Origin of the sequence: Azospirillum sp. BE72 (assembly GCF_031455875.1) — a bacterium.
Lineage (GTDB): Bacteria > Pseudomonadota > Alphaproteobacteria > Azospirillales > Azospirillaceae > Azospirillum.
The window spans coordinates 183,349-209,453 of sequence record NZ_JAVDTO010000001.1 but is presented as its reverse complement, the minus strand read 5'-3'; the positions used below and the strand labels follow the sequence as shown (position 1 = coordinate 209,453).

The window sequence follows — 26,105 nt, the reverse complement described above, 5'->3', positions numbered from 1 at the left end:
TCAACTGGTCCAGCCCATGCGGCGCTCCACCCCGTCGGCGGCCTCCTTCAGGATTTCGGCGCTGCGGCGCAGGGCCGCTTGCTCCTCCGCAGACAGGTTGGGCAGCACGGTGTCGAGCACGCCGCCGGCGCCGATGACGCGCGGCAGGGACAGCACCACCTGCGGCACCCCGCAGACATCGTCGGTCAGCATCGCGCAGGTCGCCACCATGCGTTCGTCGGCGCCGATGGCCGATACCAGCCGGGCCAGCCCGCCGGCGATGCCGAAAGCGGTGTGGCCCTTGCCGTTGATGATGCGGTAGGCGGCGCGGCGCACCCCCTCGTCGATGGCGGCGCGGTCCTCCGCCGTCAGGCTGCGGCGGAACTGGTCGGCCGCCTGCTCCACGGGCAGGCCGGCGACGGTGGCGCTCGACCACAGCAAAACCTCCGAGTCGCCGTGCTCGCCGACGACATGGGCGTGGACGGAGCGCGGGGTCACCGCCAGCTGCTCGGCCAACAGGGCGCGGAAGCGCGCGGTGTCCAGCACCGTGCCCGACCCGATGACCCGGTTGCGCGGAAGGCCGCTGATCCGCGTCGCGATCTGCGTCATCACGTCCACCGGGTTGCTGGCGACCAGCAGAACGGCGTCGGGGGCGGCCTTCAGCACCTCCGGAATGATGGCGCCGAACACCTTGGCATTGCGCTCCAGCAGTTCCAGCCGGGTTTCCCCCGGCTTCTGGGCGACGCCGGCCGACAGCACGACCACCCCTGCCCCCTCCAGCGCGGCATAGGAGCCGGCACGGACGGTGACCGCGTGGGTGAAGGGCACGGCATGGGCGATGTCCTGGGCCTGGGCCTGGGCCAGCGCCTCGTTCATGTCGACCAGCACGACCTCGCTCGCGGCGCCGGTGGTCACCATGGCGAAGGCCGCGGTGCTGCCGACGAACCCCGCCCCAACGATTCCGACCTTCATGAACAGGCTCCTTTACGCAAGTTGGCGTCCGGTGGGCCGACAGCTTGGCGACGGTCGGCGTCCCGCCGCAAGTGCGCATCGCGTCGGTTGGGCGGTTTTGCATAGGCGCGACGAAACGCCCCTTGCCCAATGGTCATACCAGCCCGTAATGTTGCGGCGCAGCAAATGGCGAGGATGAAAGTCCGGGCCGGCGCTGTTCGTCATCAAAACCGTCGGCGACCCGTGGCAGACTGGGGCCGGCGCCTTTTCCCAGCACCGGATCCGGTCATGACCGTTCGCAACCTCGACAAGCTGTTCAAGCCCGCCTCGATCGCCCTGATCGGCGCCAGCCGAAAGCCCGGAACGGTGGGGGCCGTGGTCGCCCGCAACCTGTTCCAGGCCGGATTCGACGGGCCGGTGATGCCGGTCAACGCGTCCGAGCGGGCGGTCGAAGGGGTGCTGACCTACAAGACGGTGGACAGCCTGCCGATCACGCCGGACTTGGGCGTCATCTGCACCGCCCCCGACACGGTGGCGGCAACCATCGACGCGCTGGGCAAGCGCGGGACCAAGGCCGCCATCGTCATGACCAACGGCATGTCGGCCGAACAGACGCAGGCGATGCTGGACTCGGCCAAGCCCTATCTGATGCGGGTGCTGGGCCCGAACAGCCTGGGCGCCATGGTGCCGGGCCGCGGCATGAACGCCAGCTTCGCGCCGGTGGCTCCCCGCAAGGGCGACGTTGCGCTGGTGGCGCAAAGCTCGATGGTGCTGACCTCCATCGCCGACTGGGCGACCTCGCGCGGGATCGGCTTCTCGCATCTGGTGTCGCTGGGCGACCGCGGCGACGTCGATTTCGGCGACCTGCTGGACTATCTGGCCTCGGACGTCACGGTGCGCGCCATCCTGCTCTACATCGAGAGCATCACGCACGCCCGCAAATTCATGTCGGCCGCCCGCTCCGCCTCGCGCCAGAAGCCGGTCATCGTCATCAAGGCCGGCCGCTCCGACGAGGCGCAGGAGGCGGCGGCCTCGCACACCGGCGCCTTGGCCGTATCGGATGCGGTCTATGACGCGGTGTTCCGCCGCGCCGGCGTGCTGCGGGTGAACGATCTGGCCGAACTGTTCGACGCCGCCGGCACGCTGGGCACCGGGGTGCCGATCACCGGCGACCGGCTGGCGATCCTGACCAACGGCGGCGGTATGGGCGTCATGGCCACCGACAAGCTGATCCAGGCGGGTGGCCAACTCGCCGCCATGGCGCCGGAGACGCAGGAGGCGCTGGCTAAGGCTCTGGGTCCGCAGCCGGGTGGCGCCCCCTTCCGCAATCCGCTGCGCATCGGTGCCGACGCCACGCCCAAGCGCTATGCAGAGGCGCTGAACGCGCTGATGCAGGACACCGGCAACGATGCGGTTCTGGTCCTGCACTGCCCGTCGGCCTTGACCGACAGCGAGGCCATCGCCCAAGCGGTGGCGGAGACGGTGCAGGCCAACAAGGCCCGCCGCCATCCGGTGCTGACCAGCTGGATCGGCGACCAGTCGGCGATGGAGGCGCGCAAGCTGTTCGCCGACGCCCGCATCCCGACCTACAACGGCCCGTCCGACGCGGTGCGCGCCTTCATGCATCTGGTGCGCTACCGCCGCAGCCAGCAGCTTCTGATGGAGACCCCGCCGTCCGTGGCGGAGGATTTCCAGCCCGACGAGATCACCGTGAAGAAGGTTGTCTCCCGCGCCATGGCGGAGAAGCGCGAGTGGCTGAGCGAGTATGAGGCAAAGCGCGTGCTTGCCGCCTATGGCATTCCGGTGGTCGACACCCGTGTCGCCGAAACGCCGGAGGAGGCGGCGAACGCCGCCCGCGTCATCGGCGGCCCGATCGCGCTGAAGATCCTGTCGCACGACATCACGCACAAGTCCGACGTCGGCGGCGTGGCTCTCGGCCTGACCAGCCCGGAGGACGTGAAGGCGGAGGCCGAAGCCATGCTGGCCCGCGTCGCCGAACTGGCGCCCGATGCGAAGATCGAGGGCTTCACCGTGCAGGAGATGGCCGTCAGCCCCGACGCCTACGAACTGATCGTCGGCATGACCGAGAACGAGATGTTCGGCCCGGTCCTGCTGTTCGGCGAGGGCGGCATCGGCGTGGAGGTGGTGGAGGATTACGCACTGGCCCTGCCGCCGCTGAACATGAAGCTGGCGGCCGAGCAGATGAGCCGCACCCGCATTCACCGGCAGCTGCAGGGCTTCCGCTCGCGCGCGGCGGTCGATCTCGACGCGGTGGCGCTGACGCTCAACAAGGTCAGCCAGCTGGTGGTCGATTTCCCCGAGATCGCGGAGATGGACATCAACCCGCTGCTGGCCGACGCCAACGGCGTGATGGCGCTGGACGCCCGCATCAAGGTCGGCGTACCGGCCTTGGCCGGCGCGGCCCGGCTGGCAATCCGGCCCTATCCGAAGGCGCTGGAGGACCGCATCACCATCAAGGACGGCCGCCAGTTCTTCGTCCGCCCGATCCTGCCGGAGGACGAGCCGCTGGTGCATCATCTGGTGGAGAACCAGACGGCCGAGGATCTGCGCCTGCGCTTCTTCGCGCCGCTGAAGCGCCTGTCGCACCAGGCGGCGGCGCGCCTGACCCAGATCGACTATGACCGCGAGATGGGGCTGATCGCCGTCGGTCCAGACCCGCAGACCGGCGACACCATTATGTACGGCGTGGTGCGCATCACCGCCGACCCCGACAACCGCCGCGCCGAATATGCGGTGATGGTGCGGTCCGACATGAAGGGCCAGGGGCTGGGCTATATCCTGATGAACAAGATCCTGGATTACGCCCGCTCGCGCGGCATCCGGGAAGTCTATGGCGAGGTTCTGCGCGAGAACACCAACATGCTGAACATGTGCCGCGCGCTCGGTTTCGTCCGCAAGGAGAACCTGGACGAGCCCGGCGTGGTGGAGGTCCGCATCGAACTAGGCGGCGGGCTGGCGGCCTGAGCGTCCCGTGTACCGGCGGTTGACTAAGAGCGTGGATAGGGCAATATCAGGCTTGGCGGGCAGGGGGATTCCGCCCCCCTGCCCGCCTGCCCGATGCTAGCTGAAGAGATCAAGCAAGCGCTTGACGATCTCCAACGCCAGGATCAGGAGTTGGAGGATTTCCTTCATCCTCTGTTCTCCTTGTGCGCAGCGGGGATGGCGGCCAGTCCGCCATCCCGTCCGCGCCGCAACTGTGGCGCACGCATAGGTATTGCGGAAGCGCTTTCACTCTCAAAATCAGGAATTCCGGTGACTGCGACCTGCCGTCGCGGGCGCCCCCACCGGCGTCGAATTTGGTGAGGAGCGCAGGCAACCTATCCTTACCTACAGCCAGCCGCGCCGACGGAAGTACCAGAGCGGGACCACCGCCGACAGCACCATCAGCAGGATGGCCAGCGGATAGCCGAAACTCCACTCCAGCTCCGGCATGTGCTTGAAATTCATGCCATAGGCGGAGGCGATCAGCGTCGGCGGCATCAGTGCCACCGAGACGACCGAGAAGATCTTGATGATGGCGTTCTGCTCGATGTTGATCAGACCGAGCGTGGCATCCAGCAGGAAATTCGCCTCGTGCGCCAGGAAGCCGGCATGCTCGGTCAGCGACCGCAAGTCGCGCGTCATCGTCTTCAGCGCGGTCTTCTGTTCCTTGTTCAGCCGGCCGCCGCTGACCGAGGTCATGAACACCACCAGCCGGTCGAGCCCGGCCAGGCTGTCGCGCACCTTGTGGGTCAAGTCGCCGGCGCGGCCGATGCCGCGCAGCACATCCTGCAGTTCGTCCGGCTTCTTGGCCGCCTTGCCGAAGCCGCCGCCGTCCAGCGAATCGTCGAAGACGCGGGCCGACAACTCGTCAATGCGGCCGCCGACCAGTTCCAGCACGTCAGCCACCCGGTCGATCACGGCGTCGAGCAGGCCGAACAGCGCGCTTTCCCCCGTCGCCAGCAGTTCCGGCTGGCGAACGCAGCGGGCGGCGAAGGTGATGACCGGCAGCGGTTCGGTGTAACGCAACGTGATCAGGTGCCGCGGGGTCAGCACGAAGGTCAGCTCGCCCTGCTCCGGATGGGGCGAGGTCGCGCGCGAGATGATGGGAGAGGTCATGTAGATCCCCTCTCCTTCCACATAGAGCTGGCTGGAGGCCTCGATCTCCTTCATCTCCTCGCGCGTCGGGAGATCGAAGCCGGTCAGCGCGCCAACATGGGCGCGCTCCGCTTCCGTCGGGCGCAGAAGGTCGATCCAGACCGCGCCGACCGGCAAATCCTCGCCGAGTTCGAGCGGCTGGCGCACCACCCGCCCGTCTTCGGCACGGGCATGGACGGTGATCAAAGGGCCGCCTCTTCCGGCACCGGCGCGCCGGCGGCGCGGCAGGCGGCCGCCAGCGTGTTCAGCATCAGGCAGGCGATGGTCATCGGGCCGACACCGCCGGGCACCGGCGTGATGGCGCCGGCGATCTTCACCGCCTCGTCGAAGGCGACGTCGCCGACCAGCTTGGTCTTGCCGGGCTCCGCCGCCGCGACGCGGTTGATGCCGACGTCGATCACGGTGGCGCCGGGCTTGATCCAGTCGCCGCGCACCATCTCCGGCCGGCCGACCGCCGCCACCAGGATATCGGCGCGACGGCATTCCTCCGGCAGATCGGCCGTGCGGGAATGGGCCATGGTCACCGTGCAGTCGGCCTGCAGCAGGAGCTGCGCCATCGGCTTGCCGACGATGTTGGAGCGGCCCAGCACAAGGGCGCGCTTGCCCTTCAGGTCGCGGCCCAGCGCGTCGCGGATCAGCAGCAGGCTGCCCAGCGGCGTGCAGGGCACGATGGCGCCCGGCTGGCCGGTGGCGAGCAGGCCGGCATTGACGACATGGAAGCCGTCGGCGTCCTTTTCCGGCACGATGCGGGCCAGCACCTTCTGGCTGTCGATGTGCTTGGGCAGCGGCAGTTGGACCAGGATGCCGTGCACGGCCGGATCGGCGTTCAGGCGGTCGATCAGGGCCAGCAGGTCGGATTCGGCCATGTCGGCCGGCTCGTGATGGTCGAAGCTGTTCATGCCCAGTTCGACCAGGGCCCGTTCCTTGGAGCGGACATAGACCTGGCTGGCCGGATCCTCGCCCACCAGCACGACGGCCAGACCGGGGGTGACGCCATGGCTGGCCTTCAGCGCCGCCACACCGTCCGCCACCCGCGACCGCAGGCCAGCCGCAAAGGCCTTGCCGTCGATGATATTCGCGTCCGCCATGCTACTCTCCACCCTCGGTGCCCACATCGTCGATCAGGGCCGACAGCCGCGGCAGCAGAGCCGCCGGGTCGCCGGCCACATGCAGTATCTTGTTCCGGTCGGTGGCGCCGGCCACCACCGTCAGGCTGGTCTTGGGCAGTTTCCATGCCTTCGACAACAGTTTTATGACAGCCTCGTTGGCTTTGCCGTTTTCCGGCACCGCCGTGACCGCCAGCTTGAGAACCTTCCCGCCTCCGGCGGTCTCGGCCGTGCCGGTCACCGCGTTGCGCGACGCCTTGGGCGTCACCCGGAGTGCCACCCGCAGGCCGTCGGCCACCGCCTCGAGCGGAGAGGACGCCGCCACGGTCAGAAGCGCGGCCAGTACTGGGCCATCAGGTTCTGGATGAAGGAGATCGCCAGCAGAACCACGATCGGCGACAGGTCCAATCCGCCCATGTTGGGCAGGACACGGCGGATCGGGCGCAGCACCGGTTCGGTGATGCGATACAGGAAGTCGCCGATCACATAGACCGCGCGGTTGCGCGTGTTCACCACGTTGAAGGCCACCAGCCAGCTGAGGATCGCCGACAGGATGAGGACCCAGAAGAACAGGTCCAGAATGGTGTTGATGAGCATATACAGCGCGATCATGCCGGCCCAGCTCCATAGCGGTTCTTTGGGATGGCCGCGCGCAACGCAGTGCGAAGCGGGCGCCAGCCTTTTCCGGGCACCCTAAGCATAAGCGGAGAGACCTGTCCAGTACGGCGGCCCGCCGATAGGCCGGGTGGCCTGCGGCGCATAGACCGGTACGCCGCCGACGCAGGGGTCGGGCCAGGCCCTTGCGCCGGCGCTTCATTTTTTCTGAATCAAGCGCTTGACAGCACCCCCCGTCATGGACAATATCCGCGCCACGCCGGGGCAACGAAGACGCCACGGTGTGAGTGTGGGGCCGTAGCTCAGCTGGGAGAGCGACGCGTTCGCAATGCGTAGGTCGGGAGTTCGATCCTCCTCGGCTCCACCATTTTTCCCTTTGCTGGAAGGGTGAGACAAGTTTATTGGTTGTCAGCGGGCGTTGCCGGGAACGGCATCTGGCCCGCTTTTTTGTTTTTTCCGATTGCGTCCGCCCCGACAATGTTCCCGACGGCAAGCCGACGCTCCCGCGCTTCCCATAAGCTTCCCCGCCGGTGTTCCGGCCCACGCTTCAGTGCGTATGGACGTGGTGCGCATCCGGGTAATGGGGGTGGCGGTGCCGCAAACGTCCATGACGGTGCCGGTGGCTGTGCGGCTCGGTCACCGGGCCGTCGTGACCATGCTGGTGATGCGCGTCATGGACATGCGGGTGGTCGTGCTCGATCTCCTCATGCACATGCTCATGGTCGTGATCCTCGGTCAGGTGCAGCCAGACACCGATTCCCATCAGGACCGCCGCGGCGATCATCCCGGCCGTCAGCGGCTCTCCGAACATCGCCAGGGAGGCGATGCCTCCGACGAAGGGGGCGGTGGAGAAATAGGCACCCGTCCTGGCGGTGCCGATGTGCCGCAGGGCGAACACGAACAGGACGAGGCTGACGCCGTAGCCCAGCAGCCCGACCAGCATGGCCGCGATCATCGTCGGCACGGCGGGCATCCCGTCGCCCAGCGCGAGGGCGATCCCCACATTGACGCCGCCGGCGACCAGCCCCTTGATCGCGGCGATGTCCATGGGGTCGGCCAGCGAGACCTTGCGGGTCAGGTTGTTGTCCACCGCCCACATCAGGCACGCGGCGGCGACCGCGGCCGCTCCCCATCCGCCGGCCCAACCGCTTTCGATGTCCACCGGTCCGCCCCAGGACAGCACGACCGCCCCCGCGACGATGGCGATCATGCCGGCGACGAGCCGCCGGTCGAAGCCTTCATGGAAGACGAACCACGCCAGGAGAGCGGTGAACACCCCTTCCAGATTGAGCAGAAGCGAAGCGCTCGATGCCGGCGTGGCCGCCAGGCCGGACATCAGCAGCACCGGTGCGGCGATCCCCCCGGCCAAGACGGCACCCAGCAGCCAGAACCACTCGGTGCCGCGGATGCTCCGTTCGCTCCGCTCCGCCGAGACCACCAGCCCACGGACCAGCCGGACCAGCCCCAGGCCGGTTCCGGAGCCGAGATACAGCAGGCCCGCCAGCATCCAGGGCGACAGGTCATGGACCAGCAGCTTCGCCATCGGCGTGCTGACGCCGAAGAGCACGGCAGCCAGAATCGCGGTCGTCGAACCTGTTCGAACCATGGGAGCTTCACCCGTCCGGTGGCTGGAAAAACCCGCCTCCCGACAATGACGGATCTCAGCCGTTCTCCGCCAGCACCGTCCCGGCCAGATAGAGCGAGCCGCAGATCAGGACGCGCGCCGGTCCCGGACGATTGGCCACGAGGTCTGCCAGGGCGGACTCCACGCCATCGGCGGCCGCATGGTCGCGGATGCCGCAGAGTTTGGCAGTCTCGCAGGACTCCTCCGCGGTGAAGCTGGCTTCCTCGCCGGGGATCGCCACTGCGCGCAGGGAATGGGTGAAGGGAGCCAGCGGGCCGAGGAACTCGAACGGGTCCTTGCTGGACAGCATGCCGTAGATCACGAACAACGGCAGGGCAGGAAAGTCCTCCGATCGACCGTTGCCGGGCTGGCCGCGCGACCAGTCGACCGCCTGCCGGGCCAGCACCTCACCCGCCGAATCGTTGTGGCCGCCGTCCAGCCAAAGTTCCCAGCCCGGCGGCAGGCTTTCGGCCAGCGGGCCGCGGGTCAGGCGCTGCAGCCGGGCCGGCCATTCGACGGTGGCGAGCCCCCTGCGCACCGCCTCGTCGTCCACGGCCAGCGGCAGGTGGTCCAGACAGGCGATGGCGACGCCGGCATTGGTGATCTGGTGGACGCCGGCCAGCCCCGGCATCGGCAGGTCGAGCTGCCGTTTGGCGCTTTCGAAACGGAAGCCGTCCGGTCGCTCCTGCACAGACCAGCTCTGGATGGGGGCGGCGATGGCGTTGGCGCGCAGCTTCAGCGCTCTGAGCGCGTCGGCCTCCGGCTGCGGGGCCAGCACGACCGGGACGCCCGGCTTGAAGATGCCGGCCTTCTCGCTGCCGATCTCCAGCAGCGAGTCGCCCAGGAACTGGCGGTGGTCGTAGGAGATGCGGGTGATCGCCGTCACCGCCGGCTTCGCCACCACATTGGTGGCGTCCAGCCGCCCGCCCAGCCCGGTCTCCAGCAGGACCACGTCGGCCGGGACGCGGGCGAAGGCGAGGAAGGCGGCGACCGTCGTCACCTCGAAGAAGGTGATCGGGTTGCCGGCATTGGCGATCTCGCACTCCTCCAGCAGGGCGGCCAGATGGTCGTCGTCGATCAGCCGCCCGGCAAGCCGGATGCGCTCGTGAAAGCGCACGAGGTGCGGCGAAGTGTAGACATGGACGCGGTAACCGGCCGCCTCCAGCATCGCGCGCAGGAAGGCGACCGTCGATCCCTTGCCGTTGGTACCGGCGACATGGACCACCGGCGGCAGCTTCCGCTCCGGATGGTCCAACGCCGCCAGCAGACGGTGCACCCTATCCAGCGACAGGTCGATGACCTTGGGATGAAGCCCCTTCAACCGGTCCAACACCGGGTCGGAACGGGTCGCGGCCGGCCGGGCGGGCGGATTGGCCAGCGGAAGGGAGGCGTCGGTCATGATCGTCTCTGGTCGGGGACTGGGGGTTGGCGGTCAGTCGTCGCCGGCCTGGACCGGAGCCGCCGGCTGGGAAGACGCCTGCTGCGTCGCGACCGGCTGGGCCGCGGTGGCCTGCGTGGCCGGCTGCGTCGCCAACTGGGGCATCTGGGCCGGCTCGCCGTCGGCCGCCTGGACGGCAGTCAGGTCGAGGTCCTCCACCACCGCGTCGATGCGCGGGGTCATCAGCAGGCCGATGGTGCGGACCAGCGTCGGCCGCAGGTCGCGACGGTGGACGACCATGTCGACCATGCCGTGTTCCAGCAGATATTCGGAGCGCTGGAAGCCTTCCGGCAGGGTCTCGCGGATCGTGCTCTCGATCACGCGGGCACCGGCGAAGCCGATCTGCGCGCCCTTCTCGGCGATGTGGATGTCGCCCAGCATGGCGAAGCTGGCGGTGACGCCGCCGGTGGTCGGGTCGGTCAGTACCACGATGTAGGGCAGGCCGGCTTCCTTGACCATCTCCACGGCGATGGTGGTGCGCGGCATCTGCATCAGCGACAGGATGCCTTCCTGCATGCGGGCGCCGCCCGACGCCGGAACCACGATCAGCGGCGCGTTCTTCGCCACCGCCAGACGGGCGGCGGTCAGCAACCCTTCGCCGACGGCGATGCCCATCGACCCGCCCATGAAGCCGAAGTCGAAGGCGGCGACCACGGCGGCATGGCCGCCGATCCGCCCCTCGCCCACCACGATGGCGTCGGTGCGGCCGGTCTTGGTCTGGGCTTCCTTCAGGCGGTCGGTGTAGCGCTTCTGGTCGCGGAACTTCAGCGGATCGGCGACCGACTTCGGCAGCTCGACACCCTCGTAGGCGCCGTCGTCGAACATCGACTCCAGACGCTTGATGGGGTCCAGCCGCATGTGGAAGCCGCAATGCTGGCAGACGTGCAGGTTCTCTTCCAGCTCGCGATGGAACAGCATCGACTCGCAGCTCGGGCACTTGTGCCAGAGGTTGTCGGGCACTTCCTTGCGGGCGTAGAGCGCGCGGATCTTGGGACGGACGTAGTTGGTAAGCCAGTTCATGGAACGCCTTTCAACGACATGGCGGTATGCCGAAGCCCGGCGCCGGCTGGACATCGGGTCCGTGCCGCACCGGGCTCTTCAGCCGTTCGTCGCCATGAGCGATCGTGTTGCAGGTGTCGTAAAGCTGTTTGTCGTCGTTGTAAACCGTCCGTCCCTCACCCCCGCGCCGCGCGCACCCCGGCCGCCAGTTCGCCGACGAAGCCAAGCACGTCCTCGACCGCCACCGCCCCGTCGACCCCGGCGGCCAGGCTGTCGGCCAGACGGGTGACGATGGCCGAGCCCACCACGGCGGCATCGGCGACGCGGGCGACCTCGGCGGCCTGGTCCGGCGACTTGATGCCGAAGCCGACGGCGACCGGCAGGTCGGTGTGGCGCTTCAACCGGGCGACCGCCGCGTCGATGGCGGTGTTCGACGCGCTGGCAGTGCCGGTGATGCCGGCGATCGACACGTAATAGACGAAGCCGGAGGTGTTGCGCATCACCATGGGCATGCGCGCCTCGTCGGTGGTCGGCGTGGTCAGGCGGACGAAGCTGATGCCCGCCTCCACCGCCGGGATGCACAGCTCCTCGTCCTCTTCCGGCGGCAGGTCGACGACGATCAGACCGTCCACCCCGGCCTCGCGCGCGGCGGCCAGGAAGGGCTCCACCCCATAGGCGTGGATCGGGTTGAAATAGCCCATCAGGATGATCGGCGTGTCGGCGTCCTGCTTGCGGAAGCCGCGCACCATCTCCAGCGTCTTGCGCACCGTCATCCCGGCCTTCAGCGCACGCAGCGAGGAGGCCTGGATCGCCGGGCCGTCGGCCATCGGGTCGGTGAAGGGCATGCCGAGTTCGATCAGGTCGGCGCCGGCCGCCGGCAGGCCGTTCAGCAGTCCTTGCGAGACGGCGGGATCGGGGTCGCCGGCGGTGATGAAGGTGACCAGACCGGCGCGGCCCTCCGCCTTCAGCGCGGCAAAACGGCGGGCGATGCGGCCATCGGCCAGGATGTCGGCACTCACAGTTCCACTCCCAGATGCTTGGCGACGGAGAAGATGTCCTTGTCGCCGCGGCCCGACAGGCACAGCACCATCAGGTGGTCCTTGGGCAGTTTCGGTGCGCGCTTGATCACCTCGGCAAGGCCGTGGGCGGATTCAAGCGCCGGAATGATGCCCTCGGTGCGGGCGCAGAGCTGGAAGGCGTCCAGCGCCTCCTGGTCGGTGGCATAGGCATATTCGACGCGGCCGACGTCATGCAGCCAGCTGTGCTCCGGCCCGATGCCGGGATAGTCGAGGCCGGCGGAGATCGAGTGGCCTTCCAGGATCTGGCCGTCGTCGTCCTGCAGCAGGTAGGTGCGGTTGCCGTGCAACACGCCGGGACGGCCGCCGTTGATCGAGGCGGCATGGTCGAGCGGCCCCTTCTCGATCCCGCGGCCGGCGGCTTCGACGCCGATCATCTGCACCGACGAGTCGTCCAGGAAGGGGTGGAACAGGCCGATGGCGTTGGACCCACCGCCGACACAGGCGACGAGGCTGTCAGGCAGGCGGCCTTCCTGTTCCTGCATCTGGGTGCGCACCTCGTCGCCGATCACCGACTGGAAGTCGCGGACCATGGCGGGGTAGGGATGCGGGCCGGCGGCGGTGCCGATGATGTAGAAGGTGTCGGCGACATTGGTGACCCAGTCGCGCAGCGCCTCGTTCATCGCGTCCTTCAGCGTACCGCTGCCCGATGTCACGGGGCGGACCTCGGCGCCCAGCAGCTTCATGCGGAAGACGTTGGGCTGCTGGCGGGCGATGTCGGTCTCGCCCATGTAGATGACGCAGGGCATGTCGTAGAGCGCGCAGACCGTCGCGGTCGCCACGCCATGCTGGCCAGCGCCCGTCTCGGCGATGATGCGGGTCTTGCCCATGCGGCGGGCCAGCAGGATCTGGCCGATGCAGTTGTTGATCTTGTGCGCGCCGGTGTGGTTCAGCTCCTCGCGCTTGAAGTAGATCTTGGCCCCGCCCAGCTGCTCGGTCAGGCGCTCGGCGTAATAGAGCGGGTTGGGGCGGCCGACATACTGCTTCAGCTGCTGGCGCATCTCGCCTTCGAAGGCGGGATCGGCCCGCGCCTCGCGATAGGCCTTCTCGACCTCCAGGATCAGGGGCATCAGCGTCTCGGCGACGAAACGGCCGCCAAAGATTCCGAAATGCCCGCGCTCGTCGGGACCGGAGCGGTAGGTGTTCAGTTTGGTCATCGTCTGCGGCACTGCCTGAAGTCGAAGGAAAGCCGGGATAGGGCTCGGTCTTGCGGGCGGCATCGGGTCCGGACGCCGGCCAAGCGCGCCACCATACCGGTGGGACGCGCCGATTTGAAGCGCCGGGCCACGGAAATCCGTGATTTCCACCCGTCCGCAAACATGGAGCGGGGCTTTGCATGGACAAGGCCGCGCCCTTACACTGGCGCCTCCTTTATTGCGGAGCATGCTTCCGATGACGCAGCGGACGCCGCCATCGCCTCTCCCCACGGAGCTCCAGCCGGTTCCCCGCCGGATTCTGGTGGTGGAGGACAGTCCGCTGAACCAGATGCTGGTCACCGCCATCCTCGCCCAGGCCGGCCACCGCGCCGACACCGCCAACAATGGGCTGGAAGCGGTGATGGCGGCGCAGGCCGGCGGCTATGACCTGATCCTGATGGATTTGTCGATGCCGGAGATGGACGGGCTGACCGCCACGCGGCTGCTGCGCGACCTGCCGGGGCCGGCCGGCCGGGTGCCGGTGGTCGCCATGACCGCCGACACCGAGGAGGCCGACCGCGTCCGCTGCCAGGACGCCGGCATGAACGACCATGTCGCCAAGCCGGTGGACCGGGCGTTGCTGCTGGAGACGGTGGAGAAATGGCTGCGCGCGTCCCAGCGCTCCGAGCCGTCCGCCGACGGATCGGCCGGCTTCGGCCCCTGCGCAGCGGCAGCTCCCGAAGCGGCGGGCGAGGTGCTGGACCGCGAGGTGCTGGCCCAGCTGGCCCAGGATCTGGAGGCGGACCTGCTGGCCGACGTGCTGCGGCAGTTCGTGGAGGAAACGCAGGAACGGGTGGCGCGCATCACGGAGGAGACCGACCGCGCCGTGCTGACACGCGAGGCGCACACGCTGAAAAGCACCGCCGGGACCTTCGGCGCCCGCGCCCTGTGCAGCGCCGCCCGTGCGTTGGAGATGGCCTGCCGGGCCTCGCTTGGTGCGGAAGGGGCGGAAGGGCAAGGGGGCGGGGAGGGAGACGGGGCGGCGGACACGGTGGAGAGGCTGCGCGGCGAGATTCCCCGGCTGGCCGGGGACGCCATCGCGGCCTACCGCGCCGCCGGGTATCCGGTCTGACTCAGCGGGGATCCGTCACTCGACGACGCTGATGTTCACCGCGGAATCCTTGCCGTTGTTGCCGCGCTCCACCTCGAACTGAACGCGCTGGCCTTCCGACAGGGCATGCAGGCCGGAGCGCTGGACCGCGGTGATATGCACGAACACGTCCTTCGAACCGGCCTCCGGCGCGATGAAGCCGTACCCTTTGGTGGTGTTGAACCATTTTACGGTGCCGTTGGTCATGAGCCTCCCCCTAGTCACTGCGAGACAAGTCTTTAGCAAAACGGATTGGTCCGGAATCGCCGGCATCGGCCGCGCCATGAGGTCTGCCGGGCAAGCGGAACCAAGACATTGTGCGGGGAGGCTAGCCGCATGCTGTGGTTGCGGGCAATTCCATCTCACGGCATAGGACTAACGACGGCCAAGTCCGGAGTGGAATTACGACCAAGGCGACGGTGCTTTGTCGAAGGGTATTAGCCCGTTTCTTGGGGGGCCGTGAGAGCCGGCCGCATATCCTTGCCGAAATAAAGGCTTAGAGTTTTCCTTCGGCTTGCCAGGCAAGACGTTTGCGGTAGATCGTCGAGGCGCTGATCTGCAACAGGGCGGCGGCGCGCGGGATGTTGCCCTCGCAGGCGGCGATGGCGTCCTCGATGGCGTCCTTCTCCACCTCCCACAGCGGCTTGATGGAATCCGGAGAGGGCGGGACATGCGGGCGCGGCGCAGGGGCGGCACCGGCCGTGGCCGGGACGGGCGCGGCGGCGGGAACCAGCGGCTGCGGCGCGCCCAGCGGCGGCGGCAGCATCTCCGGCGTCACCGTGTCGCCGTCATGCAGGACCGCGACGATGCGCACGACATTCTGCAGCTGCCGGACATTGCCCGGCCAGTGGTAGTGGCGCAGCGCCTGTCGCGCTTCGGGGGAGAAGCTGGTGAAGCCCTTCTTCTCCTCCTTCGCGAATTCCGCCAGATAATGGCGGGCGATCTCCAGCACGTCGTCCTCGCGCTCGCGCAGCGGCGGCAGGTGGATGGGAATCACATGCAGGCGGTAGTACAGATCCTCGCGGAACCGCCCCTCCTCCACCTCGCGCAGGGGGTCGCGGTTGGTGGCGCAGACGATGCGCAAATCGACCTTCTCCAGCTTCGACCCGCCGACGGGGGTGAAGGTGCCGGTCTGGATGAAGCGCAGCAGCTTGGTCTGCAGGTCGGGCGCCAGTTCGCAGATCTCGTCCAGGAACAGGGTGCCGCCGTCGGCGCGCGCCGCCGCGCCCTCGCGGTCGGACACCGCCCCGGTGAAGCTGCCCTTCACATGGCCGAAGATCTCGCTTTCCATGAGATCCTTCGGGATGGCGCCGCAGTTGATGGCGATGAAGGGCCTTGCCGCCCGCTGGCTCTGGCGGTGGATCGCCTCGGCGCAGACCTCCTTGCCGGTGCCCGACTCGCCGGTGATGAAGACGGTCGCGCGCGAGGAGGCGGCGCTGTCGACGATGCGATAGACCGCCTGCATCGCCAGCGACGAACCGATGAAGCCGTGGTAGCGGGCGCGGTTCAGATCCTTCTCGAAGGTGTCGACCAGCTGGGCCAGCCGCAGCCGCTCCATGGCGTTGCGGACCGTCACCACCAGCCGGTCGGCGGAGAAGGGCTTCACCAGGAAATCATAGGCGCCGTAGCGCATCGCCTCCACCGCCGCCTTCACCGAGCCGTGGGCGGTGATGACGATGACCGCGCAGGGCAGGGCCTGGGTGTCGATGCGTTTCAGCACCTCCATCCCGTTCATGTCCGGCAGCTGCAGGTCCAGCAGCACCACCTTGGGCGCGCCGTCGTTCAGCTGCGCCAGCGCGTCGGCCCCCGTCTCCACCGAGATGACGGTGTGGGATTCCTTCTTCAGGTATTCCGCATAGACACGGGCCAGCGACGGCGTGTCTTCGATCAGCAGGACGGGGATGGAACCGGGCGGCATGCTGTGGTCGACACGCAGAGGTAGGGGCGGGGCTGCCCGTATTGTCTAACAGATATTTCTGAAAATCCCACCCCCACGCGCATGCGCGGGCCGGTGAGTGCATCGATATCACCGCCGGGATATCTCTGCCGGACCGGATATGTCGCGGTGCCGCCGCTTGCCGGGGGAGGCGCGATGAACTATCAGCAGCGGGCATCAGGGCGTCCGGAAGGGGCGTCGGGAAGAGGGGGGGTGGCCATGGCCGATCACGCCATTCTGGCCGGCAAGCGCGTGCTGCTGGTCATCGCCGGCGGCATTGCCGCCTACAAGAGCCTGGACCTGATCCGTCGCCTGCGCGAACGGGGCGTGACGGTGCGCGTGGTGCTGACCGAGGCCGGCGCCCGCTTCGTCACGCCGTTGTCCGTGCAGGCGTTGACCGAGGACACCGTCTACCGGGACCTGTGGTCGCTGACCGACGAATCGGAGATGGGCCACATCCGCCTGTCGCGCGAGGCCGACCTGCTGGTGGTGGCGCCGGCCACCGCCAACCTGCTGGCGCGCATGGCGGCCGGCATGGCCGACGATCTGGCCGCCACCGTCCTGCTGGCCACCGACAAGCCGGTGCTGGTCGCCCCCGCCATGAATGTGCGCATGTGGCAGCATGCCGCGACCCAGGCCAACATGGCACTGCTGGAAAGCCGCGGCGTGCGGAGCGTCGGCCCGAACGAGGGTGTGATGGCCTGCAACGAATACGGCCCCGGCCGCATGGCCGAGCCGATCGAGATCATCGACGCCATCGCGGAGATCTTCGCGGAGGACGCGCACCGCCCCCTCGCCGGGCGCCGGGCCATCGTCACCAGCGGCCCGACGCACGAGCCGATCGACCCGGTGCGCTACATCGCCAACCGCTCGTCGGGCAAGCAGGGGCATGCCATCGCCGCCGCCCTGGCGAAGCTGGGGGCGGCGGTGACGCTGGTCAGCGGCCCGACCCGCCTGCCCGACCCGCCCGGCTGCAGCGTCGTCCATATCGAGACGGCGCGCGAGATGCTGGCGGCCTGCGAGGCGGCGCTGCCCGCCGACATCGCGGTCTGTGCCGCCGCGGTCGCCGACTGGCGCGTCGAGGGCGCGTCCGACCGCAAGATGAAGAAGGACGGCGGCGGCCCGCCGGCGCTGGCCCTGACCGAGAACCCCGACATCCTTGCCACCCTGTCCCGGCCCGGCGGGCGCCGCCCTGTGCTGGTGGTCGGCTTCGCGGCGGAGACCGGCGACGTGCTGGCCTACGCCACCGCCAAGCGCGCCCGGAAGGGCTGCGACTGGATCGTCGCCAACGACGTCTCCCCCGGCACCGGCACCTTCGGCGGCAGCGACAACACCGTCCACCTGATCCGCGCCGACGGGGTCGAGTCCTGGCCCACCATGCCCAAGGACGCCGTCGCCGCCCGGCTCGCCGAGGCGGTGGCGGGGCATTTCGCAGGAAAGTAGCGTCTACCCAGTGCCCCCTCCCCGACCCTCCCCCCGCCCAGCTCTCGCACAAAGCTTCGCTTTGTGCTGACGCGGCAGGCGGACCGTAGGTCCGCTGAGAGCGGGGGAGGTTAGGTGGGGCATCGTAAGCCTGAACCTCACCAACCACAGGATCCCCCATGTCCCCCACCGTCGCCTTCCTCCGCCTGCCCGGCAACGACGACCTGCCGCTCCCCTCCTATGCCACCGAGGGAGCGGCGGGGTTCGACCTGCGCGCCGCGGTGCCGGCGGATGAGCCCGCCGTTCTGGATCCTGGCAAGCGGATGCTGGTGCAGACCGGCTTCGCCGTCGGGCTGCCGGCGGGATGGGAGATGCAGATCCGGCCGCGCTCCGGTCTGGCGGTGAAGAACGGCGTCACGGTGCTGAACACGCCGGGCACCGTCGACTGCGACTATCGCGGGCCGGTCGGCGTCTGCCTGATCAATCTGGGGGAAGAGCCCTTCACCATCGCCCGTGGCGACCGCATCGCCCAGGCGGTGATCGCCCAGGCCCCCCAGGCGGCGCTGGTGGAGGTCGGATCTCTGGACGAGACCGCGCGCGGCACCGGCGGGTTCGGGTCCACCGGCGTCGCCTGAGAACTCCATCCCCCGCCTTCGTTTCTGTGGCATGATCGCCGCGCCGGAAGGGGTATGACGCAGCGGGCGAAGCACCCCCTCCGGCACTGGCGGCGGGCGAGGGGGTGGTCATGCGGAGTCCCCGGCGGAGCGTGGCGTTCCGCATCCTGGCGGGATTGACGGTCATCGGCGGGCTGGCCGCGGCGACCAGCGTCGTCGCCGTCTCGCTGTTTTCCCGCTTCCACCAGGGGTACGAGCAGATCGCCACGGCCAAGGTGCCGGGGCTGGTCGCCGCCGCGCAGCTGGTGCAGCAGAGCGGCGCCGTGGCCGCCATCGCCCCCGCCCTGGTCGCCGCCCCGGACCAGACCGCGCGCGAGGCGGTGATGGCGCGGATGGGCGACCAGATCGTCCGGCTGGAACAGTTGATGGCCCGGCTGATCGCACACGGCGGGCAAGGGAGCGGCGGCCAGGGAAATGCCGGCCAGACAAATGGCGGTCAGGCCGATCTGGGCGAACTCGACCGCCGCAAGAACGAACTGGTCGGCACGCTGCTGACCCTGAACGCCCAGGTCCGGCAGCAACTTGCCCTGACCGCAGAGACCAACGCCCGCGCCCAGGCCCTGGCCGCCCTGACCGGCCGGCTCGGCGCTGCCGAGTCGCGGGAGGAGGAGGCGCCCTGGCCGATGGAGACGCGCTCCGGCCTTCCGGATGCCGAGGCGGCGGAGCGCAGCCGCGACGCGCTGGAACGCTGGCGCCGGGACCTGACCGCGGCGGCCACCACGCTGCTGGCCGCCCTGCGCGCCGACCGAGACGGCCAGTTGGACGGATTCCAGGCCGAGACCCGCATGGCGCTGGACAATGCCGCCGCGGCGCTGGCCCTGCTGCCGCCGGACCGCGCCGCCCGGCTGCAGCCGCTGCAGCGCGAGGTGGAGGAGGCGGCCTTCGGGCGATCCCCCCTGTTCACCCTGCGCGCGGCGGAGCTGTCGTTGCAGCGGGCGGTCAAGCGGTCCGCGGCCCGCAATCAGGCGGTGTCGGACCAGTTGGTCGGCATCGTGTCCGACTATTTCCTGGCGGTGGAGCAGGACGTCGCCCATCGCTCATCCGAATTCGAGCGGGTGATCCGCGACGGCGAGCGGGCGGTGGTCGCCATGGCGCTGCTGTCGATCCTGGGCGCCGCCGCGATTTTCGCCTACATCCACCGCAACGTGGTGGCGCGGCTGCGCCGGCTGCGCAGCGCCATGCAGGCGGTGGAGACGGCCGAGCCGGCGGCGATGCCCGACCTCGACCTGCCCCCGGCCACCCCGTCCGGCAGCCGGGACGAGATCGGCGAGATGGCGCGCGCGCTGGCCTATTTCGTCACCACCATCCGCGCCCGCGAAAGCGCACTGGCCGACGGCGAGCGGCGGCTGCGCACCATTCTGGAACAGAGCCCGGTCGGCGTCTCCATCGGCCGCACCGACGGGACCGTCGCCTTCGCCAACGCCCGCGCCGCCGAGCTGGCCGGCCGGCCGCTGGACGCGTTCATCGGCAGCCGCCACGCGCTGGCCCTGCCGGGCGCCAGCATCAGCCGGGGCGGAGCGGGGCGGTCCCCAGGGCAGGAGGTGGAGGCAGAGGCCGGCGGCGTGGTGGTGCGCGACGCGGAGGTCGCGGTCGACCGGCCGGACGGCAGCCGGGTCTGGGCCCTGCAGACGCTCCAGCGCACCAGCTTCGAAGGTGAGCCGGCGGTGCTGGCCTGGAGCTACGACATCACCGCGCGCAAGCAGGCGGAAGAGGCGCTGCGCGCCGCCAAGGAACAGGCGGAGATCGCCGCCCGCTCGAAGGCGGAATTCCTGGCGACCATGAGCCACGAGATCCGCACGCCCATGAACGGCGTGCTCGGCATGCTGGAGCTGATGGCGCTGACCCCGCTGGACGAGGAGCAGCGCACGCTGGTCTCCACCATGCGGGAGAGCGGGGCCGCACTGCTGCGGATCATCGACGACATCCTGGATTTGTCGAAGATCGAGGCCGGGAAGCTGGACCTGGAGGAACTTGACCTGCGCCCGGCCGAACTGGTGGAGGGGGTGGCCGACCTGCTGGCGCCCCAGGCCCACCAGAAGGGGCTGGCGCTGATCTGCGACATCGACCGGTCGGTGCCGGCGCGGCTGCGCGGCGATTCCGGCCGGCTGCGCCAGATCCTGTTCAACCTGGCTGGCAACGCCATCAAGTTCACCGACCGCGGCCGGGTGGTGCTGCGCGTCGATGCCGCCGGGTCCACATGCCAAAACCAAGTGCGCCTGCATGTGGCGGTGGAGGACACCGGCATCGGCATCGGGCCGGAGGGGCAGGCCCGGCTGTTCCAACCCTTCAGCCAGGCCGACAGCTCCACCACCCGGCGCTTCGGCGGCACCGGGCTGGGGCTGGCGATCTGCACCCGGCTGATCGAACGGATGGGCGGACGGATCGGTGTCGAGTCGGTGCCCGGCCGAGGGTCGACCTTCTGGTTCACGGTGGACCTGCCGCGGGGGGAGGATCCCACCTTGCCGGCCCCGGCGCCGCTGGCCGGACTGGCCGTGCTGGTCGCCGACGAGGACGAGGTGCAGCGCGACGTGCTGGCCCGCTACCTGGAGCAGGGCGGGGCGACGGTGACCGACGCCGCCACGGTGGCCGATGCGGCCTCCCGCCTGGGACGCGGGGGGGTGGGGCTGCTGGTCACAAGCGGGGCGATGGCCGGACGGCTGGAACCGCTGGCCGGTGCCTGCGGACCCGGACTGCCGCGGCTGCTGCTGGGCGACGGACGGGGGAACGGCCCCGCGGTCGCTTCGCCCCACGGCGGACCGGGCGGGCTGGCCCAGCCGGTCCACCGCGCCGCCCTGATCCGCGCCGCCGCCCTCCTGACCGGCCGTGCCGCACCCGACGCCGACCGGGCCGGTGTCGTGGATACCGAAGTGGAGCGGTCAGGTCCGCCGCTCCTTATCCCGGCCCGCACCGGAGCGGGAGAGCGGGACAGTCCGCCGGCCCACGGCCCGGTCCTGGTGGCGGAAGACCATCCGACCAACCAGCAGGTCGTCCTGCGCCAGCTGCGCCGACTGGGCTGCGCGGTGGATTTGGCCGCCGATGGGGAGCAGGCGCTGGCGGCATGGCGCGCCGGCCGCCACCGGCTGGTCATCACCGACTGCCACATGCCGGTGATGGACGGCTACGAGCTTGCCCGCCGCATTCGGGCGGAGGAGGACGGGACCGGCCGGCGCACCGCCATCGTCGCCATGACCGCCAATGCGCTGTCCGGCGAGATGGAGCGCTGTCTGGCCGCCGGCATGGACGATTACCTCGCCAAGCCGGTGACGCTGGCCCAGCTGTCGCAGGTTCTGGCCCGGCGGCTCGACGCCCCTCCCCGCCCGCCGGAGACGAAGGAGCCGCAGGGACCGCAACCCACCCGTCCGCCGGACGAATCGGCCCTGCCGGTGCTCGACCTCGACCATCTGCGCGAGACCTTCGGCGGAGGCCGGGAGGACGGCATCGATGGCGGCACGCTGGACATGATGGACTTCTTCATCGAAACGACGCGGCCCACCCTGGACCGGGTGCGGCAGGCGCTCGACGCCGGGGAGATGGAGGAGGCGCGGGCGGCCGCCCATTCCGCCGCCGGGGCGGCACGCACCGCGGGCGCGCGGCTGTTGGCCGCCGCCTGCACCGCGCTGGAGCGCGCGATCGTGAACGCGCAGCTGGAGGAGGTGGAACGCCATGCCCACGCGATGGCAGCGGCCTTCCCGGAGGTCGAAAAAGCGATTCACGCGCTGCGCCACACGAAAGAGACGGTGCCCCAGCCGGAAGAGAGCATGGCGTGACCGGACGTGTTGGGGCGAAATCTACCTGGACGGGAGCGGCAACCCGAAAAGACGCACGGTGGACGCGAGTTGCTTGTCGGTGGGGTATGGCTGAACTACTCTGGATATCCTGATTCATTTCGACTGATTCAGCCGGGCCATCGCCAAGCCCCGGCGATCCGGGGGTGGAAAGCGTGGTCGGTTTCGCTGGCTTCTTTTGGAACAAGGAAACCCGGCGCGAGGCCGAACATGCAGCCGCAGACCGCGACCGCTGGCGGGCGATGCTCGCCGCCTCTCCCTACCCCTGGTGCGCCTGGACCGAATCGGGCGGGGGCGCCCTGTCGGACGAGGCGGCGGCCCTGCTGGGCATCTCCAAGGCCGACGCCCTGCCGGACGCGGTGTCGTCGCCCGATTTCGCCGCCGCCCTTGCCTGCCTGCGCCGCGATGGCGAGCCTTTCCGCTGCGAAGGATTGGCGCCGGATGGCCGGCGGCTGATGCTGACCGGCCGGCGCGGCTGTGCCGGCGACAGCTGCTGCGACGTGGTGTGGGTCGAGGACGTCACCGTCGCCCGCGACGCCGTTCAGGACGCGAACCGCCGTCACGAGACGGAAACCGGGGTCGCCCGCTCCCGCCTTGCGGAGCTGCAGGCGATGGCCGACGCCCTGCCGATCCCGGTGTGGATGCGCGACCGCTCGTTACGGCTGTCCTGGTGCAACCGCGCCTATGCCCGCGCCGTCGACAGCGATCCGGACAGCGTGGTGACGGAGGGGCGGGAACTGACCGCCACCGGCCCGGCTCTGGCCGAACGGGCGCGCAGCGGCGGCTTCGCCCAGTCCGACCGCGCACCCGTGGTGATCGGCACCGAACGCCGCCTGCTGGAGGTGACGGAGGCGCCGCTGCCGCTGACCGACGGCGGCGGCACGCTGGTGGTCGGCTATGCCCTGGACCTGACCCCGCTGGAGGAGCTGCGCGGCGAACTGGACCGCCACCTGACGGCGCATGCGGAGGTGCTGGAGCGGCTGGGCACCGCCATCGCAATTTTCGGCCCCGACACCCGCCTGACCTTCTTCAACCAGGCCTATGCCCGGCTGTGGGACCTGGACGAGGCGTGGCTGCGCACCGAGCCCACCAATGCCGAGTTGCTGGAGGAGCTGCGCGCCCGCCGCCGACTGCCGGAATACGCCGACTACCAGACCTTCAAGCGCGAACGCCTGACCCGCTACACCCATCTGGTGGAGCCGGTGGAGGAGATGCTGCACCTGCCCGACGGCACCACGCTGCGCCATCTGGCCGCCCCCCACCCCCAGGGCGGGCTGATCACCATCCTGGAGGACGTGACCAACACGCTGGCGCTGGAATCCTCCTACAACACGCTGATGGCCGTGCAGCAGGAGACGCTGGACAATCTGGCGGAGGGCATCGCGGTGTTCGGCGGCGACGGCCGGCTGAAGCTGTCCAACCCGGCCTTTGCCCGCATCTGGGATTTGGCGGACGGCGACCTGCATGGCGAACCGCACATCGCCGATGTCTTCGAGCGCATGCGCCCGCTGTTGGAGATCGCGCCGCCGGACAAGCCGGGAGAGGCCGCCTCCGGCTGGGAAGCCCTGAAGGAGGAGCTGATCGGCGCCACGCTGGAACGCAGCGTCCGCTCCGGCCGGGTGGAGCGCAGCGACGGGTCGGTGGTGGAGTTCTCCACCCTGCCGCTGCCCGACGGGGCGGTGCTGAACAGCTATCTGGACGTGACCGACGGCGCCCGGCTGGAGACGGCGCTGCGCGCCTCCAACGCGGCGCTGGAGGCCGCCGACCAGCTGAAGAGCGAGTTCATCGCCAACGTCTCCCACCATCTGCGCACGCCGCTGAACGGCATCATCGGCTTCGCCGAGGTTCTGGCGAACCAGTATTTCGGCGAGCTCAACGCCCGGCAGATGGAATATGTGCGCAGCATGCTGACGGCCGGGGAGCGGTTGCTGGAACTGATCGACGACGTCGTCGACCTGACCAGCCTCGGGGCCGGCGTGACCACGCTGGAGCGTGAGACGGTCAGCCTGCCCGACCTGCTCGACTCGGTGGCCAGCCTCACCCGCGAATGGGCCCGGCGCGAAGGGCTGCGCATGGAGGTCTTGGCGCCGGAGGCGCTGGGCGAGATCGAGGGCGACGGCAAGCGGCTGAAGCAGGCGCTGTTCACCCTGGTGGTCGGCGCCATCCGCAACCCGCCGGCCGACCGCCGCATCCGGCTGGCCGGCGAACGGCTGAACGGCAGCATCACCCTGTCGGTCAGCGGCGCCGCCCCGCCGGACGCCGATCCGCAGGGCGCGGCCGCACTCGGCGTCTCTCTGGCGCGCAACGTGATGGAGCTGCATGGCGGCCGGCTGGAGCTGGACGAATCGGGCGGCACCGGCGTCTACCGCAGCGCCCATGTCCGCTGCATCATGCCGGTGCGCGCGCCCGCCAACGGCGTGAAGGCCGGGTGACCGGGACCCAAGACCCGCCGCCGGCGTTATCCTTGTCCACCCGATCCCGTGCAGTGCGGAGCCGCCGACGATGCCCAAGCCCCTGACCCTGTCCATCCCCCATTCGCTCGGCCGGGCGGAGGCCAAGCGCCGGCTGGTCGACGGCATGGGCGAGGCGAGGGCCCGTCTCAGCGCCGTGGCGGCCAGCGTCGACGACAGCTGGACCGACGACCGCCTGAACTTCCGCGTCGTGGCGCTGGCCCAGACCATCGCCGGCCACATCGACGTGCTGGACGACAGCGTCGAGATGGAGGTTCAACTGCCCTGGGCGCTCGCCCTGCTGGCCGACAAGATCAAGAACAAGGTGTCCCGCCAGGGCACGCTGATGCTGGAGAAGAAGTAAGGAGCGGGGGAGGTGTCGGCTGACGATGCCCCACCCCAACCCTCCCCCGCTCTCAGCGGACCTATGGTCCGCCTGCCGCGTCAGCACAAAGCGGAGCTTTGTGCGAGAGCCGGGCAGGGGAGGGAGCAAGTGCTTGATCAGGAAGGCGGCGGCAGTGCCTCCCCTGCGAAGCGGGGGAGGTTAGGAGGGGGCAATCGAAGCCCGCACCTCCCACCCCATCCTTACCTCCATCACCCCTCCGAAGGCTCTTCCACCCTGCGGCGTGCGAGCGGGTGGTGGTCGTGCATGACCTTCTTCAGCCGTTCCGTCACCACATGGGTGTAGATCTGCGTCGTCGCGATGTCGGCATGGCCCAGCATCTTCTGGACGGAACGCAGGTCGGCGCCATGGTCCAGCAGATGGGTGGCGAAGGCGTGGCGCAGCACGTGCGGACTGACCTTCTCCGGATCGATTCCGGAATCGATGGCCAACTGCTTCAGCAGCTGGGCGAAGCGCTGGCGGGTCAGGTGCCCTTCGGCGGAGATGCGTGACGGGAAGAGGAAGGGGCTGTGCCCGGCCTCGGCACCGGCGGCCGGCGGAATGAAGTGGCCGCGCAGCGGAATATAGGCGGCCAGCGCCGCCAGCGCCGGGTCGGACAGCGGGACCATCCGCTCCTTGCCGCCCTTGCCGCGCACCAGCAGGCCGCGGCCGTCGCGCATGATGGCGGCCATCGGCAGGCCGACCAGTTCCGACACGCGCAGGCCGGTGGCGTAGAGCACCTCCAGCAGCGCCACCAGCCGCAGCCCCTCCGGCCCGCCGCGCGCCTCGGCGGTGGACAGCATGGCGCCGACCTCCGCCTCGGTCAGGATCTTGGGCAGCGGCCGGCCCTGCTTGGGACTGTCGAGCGGGGAGGCGGGATCGTCGACCCGCCGGCCTTCCGACAGCAGGAACCGGTAGAACTGCCGCATCGCCGACAGCCGACGCGCCACCGTCCGCGGGGCGCCGTCCTTGCTTTGCACCGCCAGATAGGCCCGCAGATCCTCGGTGCCCGCCGCTTCCAGCGCCACGCTGCGCTGGGCGAGCCAACGTCCCAGGTCGGCAAGGTCGCGCTCATAGGCCAGCCGCGTGTTCACCGCCGCCCCGCGCTCCGCCGTCAGCATGTCGAGGAAGGCGTCCAGATGCGGGGAGGTGGCGAGCGGGCGCGGCTTGCATGGCCGGCCCCGCCGCTTGTTGGCGGGACTCTTGGGGGCGGTCATCGTGGTG

General features: G+C 69.6%; 20 protein-coding genes and 1 tRNA gene. 8 read left to right on the top strand and 13 right to left on the bottom strand.

Going from position 1 to position 26,105, the window contains the following annotated elements; all coding sequences use genetic code 11:
* The gene (locus tag J2Y49_RS01040) at positions 1-951 is read right to left on the bottom strand and encodes an L-lactate dehydrogenase (RefSeq protein ID WP_310111103.1); all 951 of its coding nucleotides are present in this window, start codon (positions 949-951) and stop codon (positions 1-3) included.
* Positions 952-1,218: 267 nt separating this feature from the next.
* Here J2Y49_RS01040 and J2Y49_RS01035 point away from each other — a divergent pair, with 267 nt between their 5' ends.
* A complete protein-coding gene (locus tag J2Y49_RS01035) occupies positions 1,219-3,915 on the top strand; it encodes a bifunctional acetate--CoA ligase family protein/GNAT family N-acetyltransferase (RefSeq protein ID WP_310111101.1) in 2,697 nt (898 codons plus the stop codon).
* Between the two features lie 363 nt (positions 3,916-4,278).
* Here J2Y49_RS01035 and J2Y49_RS01030 read toward each other — a convergent pair whose 3' ends face one another.
* From J2Y49_RS01030 to J2Y49_RS01015, 4 genes are read right to left on the bottom strand one after another with little or no spacing between them, the layout of a single operon-like run.
* The gene (locus J2Y49_RS01030) at positions 4,279-5,274 is read right to left on the bottom strand and encodes a magnesium transporter CorA family protein (RefSeq protein ID WP_310111099.1); all 996 of its coding nucleotides are present in this window, start codon (positions 5,272-5,274) and stop codon (positions 4,279-4,281) included.
* Positions 5,271-6,176, bottom strand: coding sequence for a bifunctional methylenetetrahydrofolate dehydrogenase/methenyltetrahydrofolate cyclohydrolase FolD (gene folD, locus J2Y49_RS01025; RefSeq protein ID WP_310111096.1), 906 nt, complete (start codon positions 6,174-6,176; stop codon positions 5,271-5,273). The genes J2Y49_RS01030 and folD overlap by 4 nt, the downstream gene beginning before the upstream one ends.
* A 1-nt stretch (position 6,177) precedes the next feature.
* Positions 6,178-6,519 carry a DUF167 family protein gene (locus J2Y49_RS01020; RefSeq protein WP_310111093.1) on the bottom strand — a complete coding sequence of 114 codons (342 nt, stop codon included), beginning with the start codon at positions 6,517-6,519 and terminating at the stop codon, positions 6,178-6,180.
* A 2-nt stretch (positions 6,520-6,521) separates the two neighbouring features.
* Entirely contained in the window at positions 6,522-6,806 is a 285-nt protein-coding gene (locus J2Y49_RS01015; protein WP_149223829.1) for a YggT family protein, read from the bottom strand.
* A gap of 294 nt (positions 6,807-7,100) precedes the next feature.
* Here J2Y49_RS01015 and J2Y49_RS01010 point away from each other — a divergent pair.
* Positions 7,101-7,176, top strand: a tRNA-Ala gene (locus J2Y49_RS01010).
* 180 nt (positions 7,177-7,356) lie between these two features.
* On the opposite strand, the gene J2Y49_RS01005 is transcribed toward J2Y49_RS01010, so the two are convergent.
* The 5 genes from J2Y49_RS01005 to trpB all read right to left on the bottom strand — a co-directional run bounded on the left by J2Y49_RS01005 (position 7,357) and on the right by trpB (position 13,103).
* Positions 7,357-8,415: a DMT family transporter gene (locus J2Y49_RS01005; protein WP_310111089.1), complete on the bottom strand. Its 1,059-nt coding sequence runs from the start codon at positions 8,413-8,415 to the stop codon at positions 7,357-7,359.
* Between the two features lie 55 nt (positions 8,416-8,470).
* Positions 8,471-9,832: a folylpolyglutamate synthase/dihydrofolate synthase family protein gene (locus J2Y49_RS01000; RefSeq protein WP_310111086.1), complete on the bottom strand. Its 1,362-nt coding sequence runs from the start codon at positions 9,830-9,832 to the stop codon at positions 8,471-8,473.
* Positions 9,833-9,865: 33 nt separating this feature from the next.
* On the bottom strand, positions 9,866-10,891 hold the full coding sequence (accD, locus tag J2Y49_RS00995; RefSeq protein ID WP_310111083.1) for an acetyl-CoA carboxylase, carboxyltransferase subunit beta: 1,026 nt from the start codon (positions 10,889-10,891) through the stop codon (positions 9,866-9,868).
* Between the two features lie 155 nt (positions 10,892-11,046).
* Positions 11,047-11,889 carry a tryptophan synthase subunit alpha gene (trpA, locus tag J2Y49_RS00990; protein ID WP_310111081.1) on the bottom strand — a complete coding sequence of 281 codons (843 nt, stop codon included), beginning with the start codon at positions 11,887-11,889 and terminating at the stop codon, positions 11,047-11,049.
* Positions 11,886-13,103, bottom strand: coding sequence for a tryptophan synthase subunit beta (trpB, locus tag J2Y49_RS00985; protein ID WP_310111078.1), 1,218 nt, complete (start codon positions 13,101-13,103; stop codon positions 11,886-11,888). The genes trpA and trpB overlap by 4 nt, the downstream gene beginning before the upstream one ends.
* Before the next feature lie 235 nt (positions 13,104-13,338).
* On the opposite strand from trpB, the gene J2Y49_RS00980 reads away from it, so the two are divergent.
* Positions 13,339-14,214 (top strand): response regulator, encoded by an 876-nt coding sequence (locus J2Y49_RS00980; RefSeq protein ID WP_310111076.1) that lies wholly within the window; start codon positions 13,339-13,341, stop codon positions 14,212-14,214.
* A 15-nt stretch (positions 14,215-14,229) separates the two neighbouring features.
* Here the strand turns inward: J2Y49_RS00980 and J2Y49_RS00975 are convergent, their stop codons facing one another.
* Together J2Y49_RS00975 and J2Y49_RS00970 are read right to left on the bottom strand one after the other, a co-directional pair.
* Positions 14,230-14,439 carry a cold-shock protein gene (locus J2Y49_RS00975; RefSeq protein WP_109152670.1) on the bottom strand — a complete coding sequence of 70 codons (210 nt, stop codon included), beginning with the start codon at positions 14,437-14,439 and terminating at the stop codon, positions 14,230-14,232.
* A 289-nt stretch (positions 14,440-14,728) separates the two neighbouring features.
* Positions 14,729-16,150, bottom strand: a complete 1,422-nt coding sequence (locus J2Y49_RS00970; RefSeq protein WP_310111063.1) for a sigma-54 dependent transcriptional regulator — start codon at positions 16,148-16,150, stop codon at positions 14,729-14,731.
* A gap of 237 nt (positions 16,151-16,387) precedes the next feature.
* On the opposite strand from J2Y49_RS00970, the gene coaBC reads away from it, so the two are divergent.
* The 5 genes from coaBC (at position 16,388) to J2Y49_RS00945 (ending at position 24,863) form a co-directional block, all read left to right on the top strand.
* Positions 16,388-17,611: a bifunctional phosphopantothenoylcysteine decarboxylase/phosphopantothenate--cysteine ligase CoaBC gene (gene coaBC / locus J2Y49_RS00965; protein WP_310111060.1), complete on the top strand. Its 1,224-nt coding sequence runs from the start codon at positions 16,388-16,390 to the stop codon at positions 17,609-17,611.
* A gap of 158 nt (positions 17,612-17,769) precedes the next feature.
* Entirely contained in the window at positions 17,770-18,225 is a 456-nt protein-coding gene (gene dut / locus J2Y49_RS00960; RefSeq protein ID WP_310111057.1) for a dUTP diphosphatase, read from the top strand.
* A 131-nt stretch (positions 18,226-18,356) separates the two neighbouring features.
* Complete coding sequence (locus J2Y49_RS00955; RefSeq protein ID WP_310111054.1) at positions 18,357-22,031, top strand: ATP-binding protein; 3,675 nt, start codon at positions 18,357-18,359, stop codon at positions 22,029-22,031.
* 173 nt (positions 22,032-22,204) lie between these two features.
* Complete coding sequence (locus J2Y49_RS00950) at positions 22,205-24,481, top strand: PAS-domain containing protein (protein ID WP_310111051.1); 2,277 nt, start codon at positions 22,205-22,207, stop codon at positions 24,479-24,481.
* Positions 24,482-24,551: 70 nt separating this feature from the next.
* Entirely contained in the window at positions 24,552-24,863 is a 312-nt protein-coding gene (locus J2Y49_RS00945) for a polyhydroxyalkanoic acid system family protein (RefSeq protein ID WP_310111048.1), read from the top strand.
* Between the two features lie 230 nt (positions 24,864-25,093).
* Here J2Y49_RS00945 and J2Y49_RS00940 read toward each other — a convergent pair whose 3' ends face one another.
* Positions 25,094-26,098: a site-specific tyrosine recombinase XerD gene (locus tag J2Y49_RS00940; RefSeq protein ID WP_310111045.1), complete on the bottom strand. Its 1,005-nt coding sequence runs from the start codon at positions 26,096-26,098 to the stop codon at positions 25,094-25,096.
* Between the last annotated feature and the right edge of the window lie 7 nt (positions 26,099-26,105).